Consider the following 15,441-nt stretch of genomic DNA (forward strand, 5'->3'; position numbering starts at 1 on the left):
GCCCAGATCACCAAAACGACCACCATTAAAGGCTAGCAAGCCTGGTTCGTCGTGCCCTGCCGGCTCGATGAGCCGGGCCAAAAAGCCTTATTTTTGACTTTTTGAAGGGCAACACAATGAAACTCAAAGGCAATCTCACGGGACTCGTCGGCTGGCGCGGCATGGTCGGTTCGGTCCTGATCGACCGCATGCAGGCCGAAGGCGACTTCGGCCTGATCGAGCCGGTTTTCTTCTCGACCTCGAACGCCGGCGGCAAAGCCCCCGCTCAGGCCAAAAACGAGACTACCCTGAAGAACGCCTTTGACATTGAAGCGCTGAAGAAGTGCGACATCATCATCACGGCCCAAGGCGGCGACTACACCACTGAAGTCTTCCCCAAGCTGCGCGCGGCCGGCTGGACGGGCCACTGGATTGACGCAGCCTCTACGCTGCGCATGAACGACGATGCCATCATCATCCTGGATCCGGTTAACCTGCCCGTCATCCAGAACGCCATGGCCAAGGGCGGCAGGAACTGGATTGGCGGCAACTGCACGGTGAGCTGCATGCTGATGGGCGTGGGCGCGCTGTACAAGGCGGGCCTGGTCGAATGGATGACCAGCATGACCTACCAGGCGGCGTCCGGCGGCGGCGCCCAGCACATGCGCGAGCTGCTGACCCAATATGGCACGCTCAATAGCGAAGTCCGCGCCTTGCTGGACGATCCCAAATCAGCCATCCTGGAAATCGACCGCCGCGTGCTGGCCAAACAGCAATCACTGAATAGCGATGAGACGGCCAATTTCGGCGTGCCGCTGGGTGGCTCCCTCATTCCCTGGATCGACAAGGACCTGGGTAACGGCATGAGCAAGGAAGAATGGAAGGGCGGCGCGGAAACCAACAAGATCCTGGGCCAGGGTGCTGGTTTCGGCACGGCTGAAACGCCGGTCGACGGCTTCTGCGTGCGCATAGGCGCGATGCGCTGCCACAGTCAGGCCCTGACCTTCAAGCTGAAGAAGGACGTGCCGTTGGCCGATATCGAGGCCATGATCGCCGCAGACAACCAGTGGGTCAAAGTTGTGCCCAACACGCGTGAGGCCTCGATCAAGGACCTCACACCCGTCGCCGTGACGGGCACCATGCAGATTCCGGTGGGTCGCCTGCGCAAACTGGCCATGGGCCCCGACTACCTCGGTGCTTTCACCGTGGGCGATCAGTTGCTCTGGGGTGCGGCCGAACCGCTGCGCCGCATGCTTCGTATACTGCTTCAGGGGTAAATAATTCGGGGTGAGCGGTTGCCAACATGCGGCCACTCATCCGTAACCACTTGTTTCCGTGCGTTGTCGTCTGACAACATCCTGAACATGTAAGTTGATGCTAACTCGATGTGTCAAAACTTAAGTGGTGTCTTAGCTTGTCAGCCTAATGCCTTGATGTTAAGGTTGTTTTTCGAAAATTCGCATCGAGGTTTTTGTGCGCTTAAGCAGAATAAAGTTACATGCAGACCGAGCACTGGAGGCTCCCAACCCCATGAATAAACGCGGTCGTTGGCGTATTGGCGCCCTGGCGAGTGCCATTGCATTGCTGGGCAGCCTGGCAAGTCTTGAAGCCCATGCGCTTGCGCTGGGCCGGATCACCGTTCAATCGGCGCTGGGTGAACCCCTTCGCGCCGAAATCGAGATCACGGACCTCAAGCCCGATGAAGCAGCCAGCCTTCGGGCCGGTGTTGCACCGGCAGAAGCCTTCAAGGCAGCAGGCATGGAATACGGCACGGTGGTCACCGGTGTCGAAGTCAGCCTGCAACGTCGGACGGACGGACGGTCTTTCCTGCGATTGAGCAGCAACCGCCCCGTTACCGAGCCTTTCGTGGACCTCATCCTGGAGGCCAATTGGTCGAACGGGCGAATTACACGCGACTACACCATGCTGTTTGACCCGCCGGCACTGCGGTCCGGCAGTAGCGGCACAGCAGTTGCGCCAACTGCACCTGTGCTGTCGCGCCCCGGTTCGCCCAATGCCGCGCCGCCCTCCAAAGGCATTGCGTCCATCCCCTATTCCCCGTCAGGCCCCGGCTCCAGTGCCACCAGGCCCGCCCCCGTAGCCAAGGCACCTGCGGCAAAGGCGGAAAAAGCCCCCGCCGGCGACACACAGGTCACCGTCAAATCCGGTGACACCGCAGGCAAAATCGCTGCCCAGAACAAGCCGTCCAGCATTTCACTGGACCAGATGCTGGTCGCCTTGCTCCGAAGCAACCCGGATGCCTTCATCGGCGGCAATGTCAACCGCATCAAGTCCGGCGCCGTGCTGGACATCCCGACCGCCGAATCGGCCGGCGCCGTCTCCCCCGGCGAAGCTACCCAGACCATCGTCGCGCAAAGCAAGGACTTCAACACTTTCCGCCGAAAACTCGCAGAAGGCGTGCCAGCGGCACAGGTAGCCGGTGCCGACCGCCAGGCCGGCGGCAAGGTGGAGGCCAAGGTGGAAGACCGGGCGCCTGCCAGCACCACCCCCGACAAGCTCACCCTGTCCAAGGGAGCCGTCAAGGGCAAGGCAGCGACAGCCGCCGAAGAAAAGATTGCCAAGGAACGGCAAGCCAAAGAAGCCTCGACACGGGTCGCGGAGCTGTCCAAAAATATCAACGAGCTCAACAAACTCGGAAGCGGTCCGGCAGCGGCACCCGCAGCCAGCGCAGCCAAAACGCCAGGTGTGGCTGTTCCAGTTCCGTCCAGCGTTACAGTCCCCACACCTGCGGCGGCTCCGGCAGCTTCGGCGCCTTCCATCGCCGCATCGGCATCCACCAAGGCAGCGGTGACAGCCACACAGCCGGCCAGCGCAGCAGTTGCGGGCACGACGCCTGCGGTTCCCATGGCACCCGCCTCTGCAGCCTCAGCCACGGCTGCAAGCGCCGAGCCGCTTGCAGCGGCTTCACAACCAGCCCCCGCGGCCAGCGAACCCGTCGCACCGGTGGCAGCCGCTCCGGCAGCACCCAAAAAACCGGTTGTTGCGCCGCCTCCGCCGCCACCTGAACCCAGCCTGCTCGACGAACTGCTGGAAAACCCCCTGGTATTGCCGGGCGTAGGCCTTCTGGTCGCGTTGCTCGCCGGATTCGGTTTTTACCGGTACCGCCAGCGCGCCGGTGGGGCCCAGGTTGACAGCTCTTTCCTTGAAAGCAGGTTGCAGCCCGATTCTTTTTTCGGCGCCAGCGGCGGCCAAAGAATTGACACGAATGAAGGCAACGCCACGGGCTCGTCCCTGGTGTATTCGCCCAGTCAATTGGACGCCGCTGGCGACGTAGACCCCGTAGCCGAAGCCGATGTGTACCTGGCATATGGACGCGACCTGCAAGCTGAAGAAATCCTCAAGGAGGCGATGCGCACCAGCCCCATGCGCGTGGCAATTCACGCCAAGCTGATGGAAATCTATGCAAAACGCCGCGACAGCAAGGCATTTGAAACTGTCGCCATCGAAGCCTTCAATCTGACCCACGGCAATGGCCCGGAATGGGCGTACATCACCGAGATGGGCCGCGAGCTCGACCCTTCGAACCCGATGTACCAGCCTGGCGGACAGCCCGCCGGCACAGCCTCCGCCGCCGGGACCTCGGCGTTCAGCCCGGGCGGTACCGTGGCCATGGTGGCTCAACCGGTCAATGTCCCTGCGCCAACACCGGCCGTGGACGTTGATCTTGACCTGGATTTCTCACTCGGTGATGAGCCTGATACAGCCACGACCCCTGCGGCAATATCGGCACCCGTTGCACCAAAACCAGTTGCCCCGCCCGTCGTCAGGAAACCGGAACCCGCCGCCCTGAACATGGATTTCAGCAGCGCAACGGTTGCCATGCCTGCGGCCAAGCCACCGGCACCTGCTGCGGCCAAACCCGCCGAAGCGGCACCCGAGATTTCCTTTCTGTCCGAAGGCCTGAACTTTGAACCCGAGCCGTTCGTCCCGCCAGCCAAACCGGTTCCGCCGGTCAAGGCCGCTCCGGCCCCGGCAGTAGCCGACAGCGGCATGCTGGAATTCGACCTGGGCTCGCTTTCACTTGACCTGAATGGCCCAACAACGGAGAGTCCCGCTCCTGAGTTTGAAGTATCTTCTTCGTCGGATGACCCGCTTGAAACCAAGTTCATGCTGGCCGAAGAGTTCCGCTCGCTGGGTGACACCGACGGTGCCCGCTCGCTGGCCGAAGAAGTGCTGGCAGAAGCCAGTGGCCCGTTGAAAGTCAAGGCGCAGGCGTTCCTGAACGCCTTGGCGTGAGCGCAGCCTGAACGCACCGCGTTCACTGCGCACCGGCCGGGGTTCAACCGTGAGGATTGCCCTCGGCATCAGCTACAGCGGAAGTGCCTACGAGGGCTGGCAAAGCCAGCTCTCGGGCAATACCGTGCAAGACAAGCTGGAGCTGGCCTTGGCCAAGTTTGCCGCCCAGCCGATTCGTACCCTCTGCTGCGGGCGCACCGACGCTGGCGTGCATGCGCTGATGCAGGTCGTGCACTTTGACACGCCGCTGCAGCGCGACATTGCCTCATGGGTGCGCGGCACCAACACCTTTTTACCCGGTGACATCGCGGTGCAATGGGCACGCGAGGTCCCCGACGAATTCCATTGTCGCGGTAGCGCCATCGCACGCAGGTACGCCTACGTCGTGCTGGAATCACCAGTGCGGCCCAGCGTGGAAGCCGGGCGTGTCGGCTGGGTGTACCGGCCACTGGATGGCACTGCGATGCGACAGGCTGTCACGCACCTCATTGGCGAGCACGATTTCAGCTCTTTCCGGGCCGCGCAGTGCCAGGCCAAGTCCCCCGTCAAAACGATCAGCCGGATCGACATCTCCGAGCGTGCCGGTACGGGCTCCAAATACTGGCGCTTCGAGTTCGAGGCCAACGCCTTTTTGCACCACATGATTCGCAACATCATGGGCTGCCTGGTGGCTGTCGGCCAGGGCAACTACCCGCCAGGCTGGCTGGCCGAGGTAAGGGATGCGCGCAGCCGCGACGCAGCCGCGCCCACTTTTTCACCCGATGGGTTGTACTTCTTGGGACCGGTCTATGAAGACCACTATGGCCTCCCAAGTCGCACAGCGGCCTATGATTGGCTTCCATGACGCCCGCCACCCGCACCCGAATCAAGATCTGCGGCCTCACCCGCGAGGAAGACGTGGACGCGGCCGTGGCTGCCGGAGCCGATGCAATCGGGTTTGTGATGTACGAAGCCAGCCCGCGCCATGTGACAGCCGAACGCGCCGCCGAACTGGCTCGCCGCCTGCCTCCTTTCGTGACGCCGGTGCTGCTTTTCGTCAATGCCCCCGCTACAAAAATCATAGCTGCTTGCGCAGGCCTACCAATGGCTTTACTACAATTTCATGGTGACGAAACACCCGAGATCTGCCTGGAGGCCGGGCGCCCGTTCATGCGCGCCGCACGCATTCCACTTGGTGAAAAAACCACTGAAAGCACGCCTGGAACCTCCGGCGGCTTTGATCTCGTAAAATACGCACAAGACTTCAAGGCCGCACAAGCCATCCTGCTCGACGCTCATGTCGAAGGTTATGGTGGCGGCGGGAAAACATTCAATTGGTCACTTCTTCCTCCAAACGTCAGCGCTCACCTCGTTTTGTCTGGTGGATTGACGCCTGCAAACGTGATCGATGGCATTTTGCAAGTCAGGCCGCGTTGCACAACGCTGGCCGTTGATGTCAGTTCGGGCGTCGAGATTTCCAAGGGAATCAAAAGCGCCGACAAGATCAACCAGTTTGTAGCGGCCGTTCGCGCCGCCGACGAACTACTTGCAAAGAGTCTTAACCATGTACGAGTACCACCAGCCTGACGTTTCAGGCCATTTCGGAATTTACGGCGGCAGTTTTGTTTCAGAAACCCTGACGCACGCCATCAATGAGCTCAAAGACGCCTACGCCAAATACCAGCACGACCCGGAGTTCCTCGCCGAATTCCATTCCGAGCTGGCGCATTTCGTAGGCCGCCCCTCTCCGATTTACCACGCCGCACGCATGAGCCGTGAACAAGGCGGCGCGCAGATTTACCTCAAGCGCGAAGACCTGAACCACACCGGCGCGCACAAGATCAACAACACCATAGGCCAGGCCATGCTGGCGCGCCGCATGGGCAAGCCGCGCGTGATTGCTGAAACCGGCGCCGGTCAGCACGGCGTGGCCACGGCCACCATCTGCGCCCGCTACGGCCTGGAATGCGTGGTCTACATGGGCAGCGAAGATGTCAAGCGCCAAAGCCCTAATGTCTACCGCATGAACCTCCTGGGCGCCACCGTGGTGCCGGTCGAAAGCGGCAGCAAGACGCTGAAAGACGCGCTCAACGAAGCCATGCGCGACTGGGTCGCCAACGTGGACAACACCTTCTACATCATTGGCACCGTGGCAGGCCCCCACCCCTACCCCATGATGGTCCGCGACTTCCAGAGCGTGATCGGCACCGAATGCCTGCAGCAGATGCCGGAGTTCATCGGCACGAAGCAACCCGACGCAGTGATCGCCTGCGTGGGCGGCGGCAGCAACGCCATGGGCATCTTCCATCCCTATATCCAGCACGCCAAAACCCGCTTGATCGGCGTCGAGGCCGCAGGTGAAGGCCTGGACAGCGGCAAGCACTCCGCGTCGCTGCAGCGTGGCCTGCCCGGCGTGCTGCACGGCAACCGCACCTATGTGCTGCAAAACGACGACGGCCAGGTGACCGAAACGCACAGCATCAGCGCGGGCCTCGACTACCCCGGCGTCGGCCCCGAGCACGCATTCCTCAAAGACATCGGCCGTGCCGAATACGTCGGCATCACCGACACCGAGGCGCTGGAAGCTTTTCACTACCTGTGTCGCACCGAGGGCATCATTCCGGCGCTTGAATCCAGCCATGCCGTGGCCTGCGCAATGAAGATGGCTCGCACCATGCGCCCAGACCAGAGCCTGCTCGTCAATCTCTCAGGCCGGGGCGACAAGGACATCGGCACGGTAGCCGACCTTTCGGGCGCGGAGTTTTACGACCGGCCTTCGATGCGGGGCTTCTCTGTCAAGGGTGGTGCGACAACCGCGGCTTCGTTCGATGCCAGCGGCGCCAAGGGCAGCGGGGTGCAATCATGAGCCGCATTGCCACCACCTTCTCCACACTGAAAAGCCAGGGCCGCAAGGCCTTGATCCCTTACGTCACGGCGGGCTTTCCCTTTGCCGACGTTACCCCCGAGCTGATGCACAGCATGGTGGCCGGCGGCGCCAACGTGATCGAGCTGGGCGTGCCCTTTTCCGACCCCAGCGCCGACGGCCCTGTCATCCAGAAGGCGGGTGAAAAAGCCTTGTCCCTGGGCATCGGCCTGGCGCAGGTGCTGGAGATGGTGCGCCAGTTCCGCACCAAAGACAGCGCCACCCCCGTCGTTCTGATGGGCTACGCCAACCCGGTCGAACGCTACGACATCAAACACGGCGGCAGCAAAACCGAAAGCGCCTTCATCCGCGACGCTGCCGCGGCCGGCGTGGACGGCGTACTCATCGTCGATTACCCACCCGAAGAATGCGTGGAATTTGCCGCCCGGCTGCGCGCCCACGGCATGGACCTGATCTTTTTGCTGGCCCCCACCAGCACGGACGCCCGCATGGCCCAGGTGGCGCAAGTCGCCAGCGGCTATGTCTACTATGTCTCGCTCAAGGGCGTGACGGGCGCCGGCACGCTGGACGTGGACGCCGTGGAGGCCATGCTGCCGCGCATCCGCAAGCATGTGAACGTACCCGTGGGCGTGGGCTTCGGCATTCGCGACGCCGCCACGGCCAAGGCCATCGGCAAGGTGGCCGACGCGGTGGTGATCGGCAGCAAGATCATCCAGCTGATTGAAAACCAGCCGCGTGACAAGGTGGCAATCGTTGCCAGGGACTTTTTGAAGGAAATCCGTACTGCTTTGGACTGACTTTTAATGGGCGAAACCCGGCGCATAATTGCGCTTTTCGCCCGGCAAATGCGTCTGGATCCCGCTCGACACCCTAAGGACTTACCCAATGTCTTGGTTAGAAAAACTTCTTCCCCCAAAAATCAGCCCCACCGATCCGACCGAGCGTCGAAGTGTGCCCGAGGGCCTGTGGATCAAGTGCCCGAGTTGCGAAGCCGTGCTCTACAAAACCGACCTGGAAAAAAACCAGAACGTCTGCCCGCAGTGCAGTCACCACCACCGCATAGGCGCGCGCGCCCGGCTGGACGCCTTTCTGGACCCGGAAGGCCGTTATGAACTGGGCCAGGAAGTGCTGCCCGTCGACGCCCTCAAGTTCAAGGACAGCCGCAAATACCCCGAACGCCTGAAAGAAGCCCTGGAAAACACCCAGGAAACCGACGCCCTGGTGGTGATGGGCGGCGCCGTTCACAGCATCGGCGTGGTGGTCGCCTGCTTTGAGTTTGATTTCATGGGCGGCAGCATGGGCAGCGTGGTGGGCGAGCGCTTTGTGCGCGGCGTGCACGCCGCTATCGAGCAAAAAGTGCCTTTCATCTGCTTTACCGCCACCGGCGGCGCACGCATGCAGGAAGGCCTGCTAAGCCTGATGCAAATGGCCAAAACCAATGCATCGCTGACCCGCCTGGCCAAAAAAGGCCTGCCCTACATCAGCGTGTTGACCGACCCGACCATGGGCGGTGTGAGCGCCGGCTTTGCCTTCGTGGGCGACATCGTGATCGCCGAGCCCAAGGCCCTGATCGGCTTTGCCGGCCCGCGCGTCATTGAGTCCACCGTGCGCGTCACGCTGCCTGAAGGCTTTCAGCGCGCCGAGTTTTTGCAAACCAAGGGCGCAGTCGATTTGATCTGCGACCGCAGGGAACTGCGCAAGACCGTGGCCAACTCCCTGGCCATGCTGCTGCGCCAGCCAGCCGATGCCGTCAGCTGAGAGGCCGGCAATTCCCGGAAGCAAGGCATAAGTCCCAAGGCATAAAAGGCGTATCAGCCGCACGAAAAATTCACCGCGCGGGTCACATGGGATGATGTGGTTCACGGCACTCCAAAGCACGATGAGACCATGCCAGAAGCCCTGACACTGACCTCCCTTCCCCTGTTCCCGCTGGGCGCGGTGCTGTACCCCGGCGGCGTGTTGCCGCTGCGCATCTTTGAGGTCCGTTACCTCGACATGATCGGCAAATGCCACAAGGCGGGTGCGCCTTTCGGCGTTGTTTCACTCACCGAAGGCTCCGAGGTACGCCGGCCCGCCGATGCAGGCACCCCCACGGGCGACGGCTTTGCGAACGAGGCCTTCAGCACCATCGGCACCCTGGCCACCATTACCGAGTTCTCTAGCCCGCAACCGGGCCTGATGGCCATACGCTGCACCGGTGCGCAGCGCTTTGAAATCACCCGCCGCGAAAAACTCAGGCATGGCCTGTGGATTGCCGATGTCACCCGGCTGGAAGACGACCAACCGGTGGAAATTCCGGTTGACCTGCAGGCCACGGCCAATGCCCTGGGCAAGCTGATTACAAGCCTGCAGGAACGCGAGGTGCCGCAAGCACAAATGCCGCTACTGGCGCCCTACAGGCTGAACGACTGCGGATGGGTCGCCAACCGCTGGTGCGAACTGTTGCCGATGCCGCTGGAATTAAAGCAGCGCCTGATGCAACTGGACAACCCCTTGATGCGGCTGGAACTGGTCAGCGACATTCTGGAGCGCACAGGAATTTCGCTGTAAACAAGGAACCAGCGAAATCAGATCCGGGATTTGTACTCCGGAACATGACTGGTTAACCAAGCCTTCACGGTTTCGCCGGACGGTGCGGCACCAACAGCGGATATCCAGGCTGTTACATCGTCGATGGCAACGGCCTGATCGCCCGACGATTTGGCCACACGGAGTTTGGGATGGGGAGTGGGCTCCGTGGTTTCGTCATCAGCCATCAATTCTTCAAATAGTTTTTCGCCGGGACGCAAACCGGTAAAAGTGATCGAAATGTCGTGTTCGGATTTACCCGAAAGACGAATCATCATCCGGGCCAGATCCACAATTTTTACAGGCTCACCCATATCGAGCACGTAAATCTGGCCACTGCGTCCCATAAGCCCGGCCTGCAGTACTAATTTGGCGGCCTCCGGAATCGTCATGAAATAGCGCACGATGTCGGGGTGCGTCACAGTGATCGGGCCACCACGCGCAATTTGCTCAGTGAACAGCGGAACCACAGAGCCGCTTGAGCCCAGAACATTTCCGAACCGAACCGACACAAACTGGGTGTCGGTGTACTCGCGTGCAATGCTCTGCACCACGAGTTCCGTCATGCGTTTGGTGGCTCCCATGATATTGGTGGGATTCACTGCCTTGTCAGTGGAGATCAAGACGAACTTCTGGGCACCGCATGCACCGGCCACTTTAGCGGCGTGAATGGTTCCGAGAATATTGGTTCGGACCGCTTCGATTTCGTTATTCAACTCCATCAATGGGACATGCTTGTACGCTGCCGCATGAAAAAACACCGAGGGCTTGTACTGCATTGCGATGGCCTGCAAGCGGGCATGCTCCCTGACATTGGCCGTGTAATAGAGACCTTGCATCTGCGGATGCGCTTCCCGCAGTTCCTGCTCCAGCTTGTAAATGGCAATCTCGGAGGCGTCCACACAAACCAGCCGGGCGACACCCAATCGCGCAATCTGCCGGCAAAGTTCCGACCCGATAGACCCGCCAGCACCCGATACAAACACGGTTTGACCCGAAAAAAGCTCCGCCAGTCCCTGCGTGTCCAGTTCCACCGCCTGCCTGCCCAGCAAATCTTCCAGTTCGATTTTCCTCGGACTTGCACTCTCGGACTGCAACCATTCATCCGGCCTCGGCATGGTTAGCAACGTCAGTCCGGGCGGACTGGACTGCATGAGGACCTCGCGACGCTCCCGAGAGCCCGGCGGACTGGCAATGAGCGCAGTTGATGCACCCGTAGACGCAGCCATGTCGGCAATTCCAGCCGGAAGTCCCAATACCGGTATTTGGTGAAGATAACGCCCTTGCTCGGACTCAACGGATGAAGCAATACCCACACAATGCCATTGCCTGGATCCCTTGATTGCACGCAGGGCATCGGCAGCATCATGAAGCGATCCGACAATCAACAAGGCCCGGGATTCGTCCGACGGGCTACCGTGCTCAACAAATGTCCGCCAGGCAGCGCGAGCTCCGCCAAGCAATATCAATGCAACGAGTGGATGCAGCAGGAGGACAGATCGCGGAAAATTTGGATACCGGATCATCAGCACAGCTGCGGCAGCCAACAGTCCACCGAGAAACACCCCCCATACCAGTTGCCGCAGCTCGGGCAGGCCAATGTACTTCCAGATTTGGCGGTCAACGCGTGCAATGACCAGTCCGGCCGCAGACCCAGCCAACGCCCATGGCATGCTCTGTAGGGCGAGTGCTTCAAACTCCTCAGGAATATCAAAATTAAACCGCAGCCAAAATGCTGCCCACCACCCTAGACAAACCAGCAAGAGATCTGCAGTCCACAGCGAAACAGTCTCTTTACGCAAGCGCACGACGGCCCTCCGTCATGAGCAGGACATGCCGTAAATGATCAATCACGCGGTCTTGCTGAGCCGCATCAAGATTTGAACCCGAGGGCAAACAGATACCCGTTCGAAAAAGGTCCGCAGAGATATCAACACCGGACTCATGCGAAAAATAAGGAGCACCTTCAAAGAGTGGCTGCAAGTGCATGGGTTTCCAGACCGGCCTCGCCTCAATCAAGTGCCGCTCAAGCGCCTTCATCACATCGCGGCTCCTCCCTGCAGCATCTGGCCCGTTCAATGTGAAACATGTCAACCATCGGGTGGAGTGACAGCCTTCCGGCTCCGGCATCCACTGCATTTCCTGAAAATCTGCCATTGCCTCCACATACCGCTCAAACACGCGCCGGCGCTGCGAAACGCGCTGCTCCAGCACCCGCAGCTGCCCTCGCCCAATTCCGGCCAGAACATTGCTCATGCGATAGTTAAATCCGACTTCTGTGTGCTCGTAGTGGGGAGCGGGCTCCCGTGCCTGTGTCGAGAGTTTTCGCGCTCTTGCGATAAGGTCGGAATCATCAGCCACCAACATTCCGCCTCCCGAAGTAGTGATGATCTTGTTGCCGTTGAAGGAATAGACAGCCACCCGGCCAAAGGCTCCGCTGCTTTTACCCTTGTAATGTGCGCCAAGCGATTCGGCGGCATCTTCAAGCACTGGAACACCATACCGCTCACAGATTGGCAGCAGCGCGTCCATGTCAGCACTTTGCCCGTAGAGGTTGACCAGCACAACGCATGCAGGCAGCCGGCTCTCGCGCTTGGCCCACTCAAAAGCGCGTTCCAGCGCTGCGGGCGACATGTTCCAGGACTGGGGTTCGGAATCAATGAATACCGGCTTTGCTCCGCAATAAAGGATGGGGTTGCAACTGCCGACAAAGGTCAGTGAGGAGCAAAATACGGTATCTCCCGGTTTGACGCCCAGCAGGACCAAGCCCAGGTGAATGGCGGCAGTTCCTGAACTGACCGCTGCGGCGTGCGCAACCCCGACATGCTCGGCCAGTTCGCGTTCAAACCCATCGACGTGAGGGCCCAACGGTGCAATCCAGTTGGTCTTGAAGGCGTCCTCGACGAACGCTGTTTCTTCTTCGCCGAGGTGCGGCGAAGACAACCAGATGCGCTGCGACAACTCCCGGCTGGTGATCAGGTCAACCGGTCGCCCGTTGGCGTCGGTCACCGGCACATGCGAGATGCCGTGGCGCGCAATCAGCTGCTGCACTTCGGAAAGGGTCGCTGCCTGCCCGACCACAAGAGGCGGACGGCTCGGCAAGCCCGCGAGGGTGAGCGTGTCGGGGCTGTGCCGCAGGAGAGCGCGCCGCAAGTCCCCGTCCGTCACGGTGCGCTGCAGCCTGCCGGTGTCGTCCAGTGCGAGGAGCAGACCCTGCGCGGCCTCGTCCATCCGGACGACGGCGTCCACCCACGGCATCGACAGCGGCACGAGAAGTTGCTGGAATTGTTCTGCGTTCATCGGACTCAGAAGGTATCGGCGTTATCCAGCAGCCCGGCGTCGACTGGCGTCGTTGAAAGCACGGTGGCGTAGTGAATCTTCCGCATCTGATCACAGAGAACCCGGATGCTCGCATCCATCTGCTGCCCGACGAGCCGGGACGCCATCTCCAAATTTCGATTGTAGTGCACGCAGGCTTCGGGAATGACACAGATGCAGGTCATCTTGGGGGCCCCTATCTCAGGAGAGTATTCCACTGGTCTGGATGGAGGTCGGTGTCGAACTTCTTCACTTTCAGTTGTGAGCTGGGAACGGCAGTCAGTGCACGCTCGACGGCGTCCACGATGCGCATGGAGTTCTTCCCGTCCCGGAAGGGGTCGTACGGATTAGTGCACCGGCGCGCGAACGCCTGGTACTCATCTGACAGGGCGCGGCCGATCGCGGCCTCGATCTCGGGCGCGTTGCAGGGCACGTGCTGCACGGAGTCGGCAGCCAGCCGGTTCTTCTGCCGTTGTCCCACGTTCACGGCCGGCACGCCAAAGGAGGCCGCCTCCACCACGCCGCTTGAGGAGTTGCCCACCACCAGCCTTGATGCGCCCAGCACGGCCAGGTAATAGCGGCTGCCAAAATGCTCCACGAGGCGGGCATTCGGGCGCGCCGCGACAAACTGCCGCAGCGCCGACAGCACCGCATCCCCACCGAGTTCCACGCCGGGCGCCGTGAAGACGATCTGGTGGTCGGGGAACCGCGACAGCGCCTCCAGGTAGGAGCCGACCTGCGCCTCTACCGGAACCTGCGTGTCGAGCGTGGATGGATGGAAGGTAGCCAGCAGAGTGTCCCTGGCCAGATCCATACCGAAGCGCTCACGGACCTCATCGGCGGTGGCGATGTCGCCCGAATGGATCGCGTCGAGCCCGCATTCGCCGACCACGCTGATTCGCCAGTCTTCTTCACCCATCCTGCTGATGTTATGCGCGTACGCGTCGGCGGCAGCGAAGTGGAGGCAGGAGAGCTTCGTGTGCGAGTGCCGGACCGCATCGTCGATCACCCCCTCGGTCACTTCGCCGCCACTGATGTGCGCAAGCGGTACGCCATGGAGGAACGCCGGCAACGTGACGCCCCAGAGATCCCAACGGTCGCCGAGGAACAGGAGAAGCTCGCACGCGTTAGCTTCGAACCAGCGCGATGCGGCCAGCTGTGTTTCAGCGATGGTCCGGGCCTGGTCGTGCGCAGAAGAGATGTCTTCCTGCATGACCGCGAAGCGGGTCATGCGCACAGTGGCATGGCCGCCGAACTCCCGCTCCACGTCCTGCACCGTTTCGCCGCGCGAGCGCAGGAAATGGGAACCTGCAACCAGGAGGTCCACGCCGAACCGTTCGGCGCTGAGGTTGATGACCCGCTTCAGGAGCCCGAAGTCCGATCGGGCGGTGGTCAGGATGGCAATCTTCATTACGAGAGACACGACAGGACTACGCCCGCCGCAGCCTTCATCTGCCGTTCGCCGTAGCGGCCGTCGCACGGGATGCTCAGGCCGGTGTCCGAGAGGGGGTGACCCTCCTCCTGCCAGCTCGTATCCCAATGGACGGGAAAAAAATAGCGGTGGCGCGCCAGTTCGACCCGCACTTTGTCGCGGTGCACCTTCGTCGGAAACCTGCAGAGGAAGTAGGGGGATGGCGCGTCGGCAGTGCTGAAGCAGTGGCAGGCGTCACGCAGCGATGCGGATAGCACTTCCATGTTGCTGCGGGTGCGGGTTATCGCGTCATCCATCGCGACAGTGTGAAGAAGTTCACGCGAAAGAAAACTTCCCCGATGATCGGCCGGCGATGACGCGTCGAGGATCGCCTCCGCCATGCGAGTCCAGCGGAGGTTCTCGTCGTCCGGGAAGTCCTGGAGGGCCGAGAATCCGCGGGAAAGCAGCCCCGCCGCCCGGTAGGCGACGAAATCGTCGCGCACCGCTCCCGTCGCCTCCACCGCGGGCCGGTGCCTCGAGGCGACGAATCCGCCGTCCGGGAACGGGCCTGACTTGCGCAGGCTGGCGAACACATACTCCGAAGCCACAGCGATCGCCTCGAGGCTTTCCGGTGCGAACAACATGTGCGTGACGTCTGAGAGGATCGTGGCTCCGGATGCCTGGGCGGCCTCCAGCAGCCGGTGGTTCGCACGCCCGAAGTAGTGCATCACCACGACGCAAGTGCCGGGACCAAGCGCTCCCGGTAGCCCCATCCCGGCAAGATCGGGGCCCGTCTCGTAGAAGATCACTTTCTTTCCAGCCGTCCTGCATGCATCGAACACCGAGCGGCAGATAAGGTCGGGCAGATACACAGCCCGGCAAGGCAGTGCGGCGAGAAGCGAGTACAGCGCATCGCGGCCACTAGCGAACAGGGTAGCCGCACCGACCCGGCGGGATAGCATGTCGCCCATGCTATCTTTTACCGCCGGGGGCACGCGCAAGAAGTGCTCGCCGCCGATCATGATGTGCAGGCTTGGCCTACGTC

13 protein-coding genes are annotated in these 15,441 nt (G+C 61.5%); 8 read left to right on the top strand and 5 right to left on the bottom strand.

The window, feature by feature from the left end; all coding sequences use genetic code 11:
• The first annotated feature begins 116 nt into the window (after window positions 1–116).
• From asd to AC1DZE_RS15515, 8 genes are all read left to right on the top strand, one after another.
• A complete protein-coding gene (asd, locus tag AC1DZE_RS15480) occupies window positions 117–1,256 on the top strand; it encodes an aspartate-semialdehyde dehydrogenase (RefSeq protein WP_477700255.1) in 1,140 nt (379 codons plus the stop codon).
• A gap of 253 nt (window positions 1,257–1,509) precedes the next feature.
• Window positions 1,510–4,236, top strand: a complete 2,727-nt coding sequence (locus AC1DZE_RS15485; RefSeq protein WP_477700256.1) for a FimV/HubP family polar landmark protein — start codon at window positions 1,510–1,512, stop codon at window positions 4,234–4,236.
• Window positions 4,237–4,285: 49 nt separating this feature from the next.
• Window positions 4,286–5,080 (top strand): tRNA pseudouridine(38-40) synthase TruA, encoded by a 795-nt coding sequence (gene truA / locus AC1DZE_RS15490; RefSeq protein ID WP_477671345.1) that lies wholly within the window; start codon window positions 4,286–4,288, stop codon window positions 5,078–5,080.
• Entirely contained in the window at window positions 5,077–5,802 is a 726-nt protein-coding gene (locus AC1DZE_RS15495; RefSeq protein WP_477672732.1) for a phosphoribosylanthranilate isomerase, read from the top strand. Before truA ends, AC1DZE_RS15495 begins: the two co-directional genes overlap by 4 nt.
• A complete protein-coding gene (gene trpB / locus AC1DZE_RS15500) occupies window positions 5,780–7,081 on the top strand; it encodes a tryptophan synthase subunit beta (protein WP_477671343.1) in 1,302 nt (433 codons plus the stop codon). Before AC1DZE_RS15495 ends, trpB begins: the two co-directional genes overlap by 23 nt.
• Window positions 7,078–7,896, top strand: coding sequence for a tryptophan synthase subunit alpha (gene trpA / locus AC1DZE_RS15505; RefSeq protein ID WP_477671342.1), 819 nt, complete (start codon window positions 7,078–7,080; stop codon window positions 7,894–7,896). The genes trpB and trpA overlap by 4 nt, the downstream gene beginning before the upstream one ends.
• An 88-nt stretch (window positions 7,897–7,984) precedes the next feature.
• Entirely contained in the window at window positions 7,985–8,857 is an 873-nt protein-coding gene (gene accD, locus AC1DZE_RS15510; protein ID WP_457279350.1) for an acetyl-CoA carboxylase, carboxyltransferase subunit beta, read from the top strand.
• A 129-nt stretch (window positions 8,858–8,986) separates the two neighbouring features.
• The gene (locus AC1DZE_RS15515) at window positions 8,987–9,649 is read left to right on the top strand and encodes an LON peptidase substrate-binding domain-containing protein (protein ID WP_477671341.1); all 663 of its coding nucleotides are present in this window, start codon (window positions 8,987–8,989) and stop codon (window positions 9,647–9,649) included.
• 17 nt (window positions 9,650–9,666) lie between these two features.
• Here the strand turns inward: AC1DZE_RS15515 and AC1DZE_RS15520 are convergent, their stop codons facing one another.
• The 5 genes from AC1DZE_RS15520 to AC1DZE_RS15540 are packed head-to-tail and all read right to left on the bottom strand — an operon-like array spanning window position 9,667 to window position 15,418.
• Window positions 9,667–11,475 (bottom strand): polysaccharide biosynthesis protein, encoded by a 1,809-nt coding sequence (locus tag AC1DZE_RS15520; protein ID WP_477700257.1) that lies wholly within the window; start codon window positions 11,473–11,475, stop codon window positions 9,667–9,669.
• Window positions 11,462–12,937, bottom strand: coding sequence for a DegT/DnrJ/EryC1/StrS family aminotransferase (locus AC1DZE_RS15525; protein ID WP_477700258.1), 1,476 nt, complete (start codon window positions 12,935–12,937; stop codon window positions 11,462–11,464). Before AC1DZE_RS15525 ends, AC1DZE_RS15520 begins: the two co-directional genes overlap by 14 nt.
• Before the next feature lie 35 nt (window positions 12,938–12,972).
• Window positions 12,973–13,170 (bottom strand): hypothetical protein, encoded by a 198-nt coding sequence (locus AC1DZE_RS15530; protein WP_477700259.1) that lies wholly within the window; start codon window positions 13,168–13,170, stop codon window positions 12,973–12,975.
• Window positions 13,171–13,181: 11 nt separating this feature from the next.
• Window positions 13,182–14,396 carry a UDP-N-acetylglucosamine 2-epimerase gene (gene neuC, locus AC1DZE_RS15535; RefSeq protein WP_477700260.1) on the bottom strand — a complete coding sequence of 405 codons (1,215 nt, stop codon included), beginning with the start codon at window positions 14,394–14,396 and terminating at the stop codon, window positions 13,182–13,184.
• Complete coding sequence (locus AC1DZE_RS15540) at window positions 14,396–15,418, bottom strand: hypothetical protein (RefSeq protein WP_477700261.1); 1,023 nt, start codon at window positions 15,416–15,418, stop codon at window positions 14,396–14,398. Before AC1DZE_RS15540 ends, neuC begins: the two co-directional genes overlap by 1 nt.
• Window positions 15,419–15,441 lie beyond the last annotated feature (23 nt).

The organism is Polaromonas sp. P1_F1 (assembly GCF_056405795.1).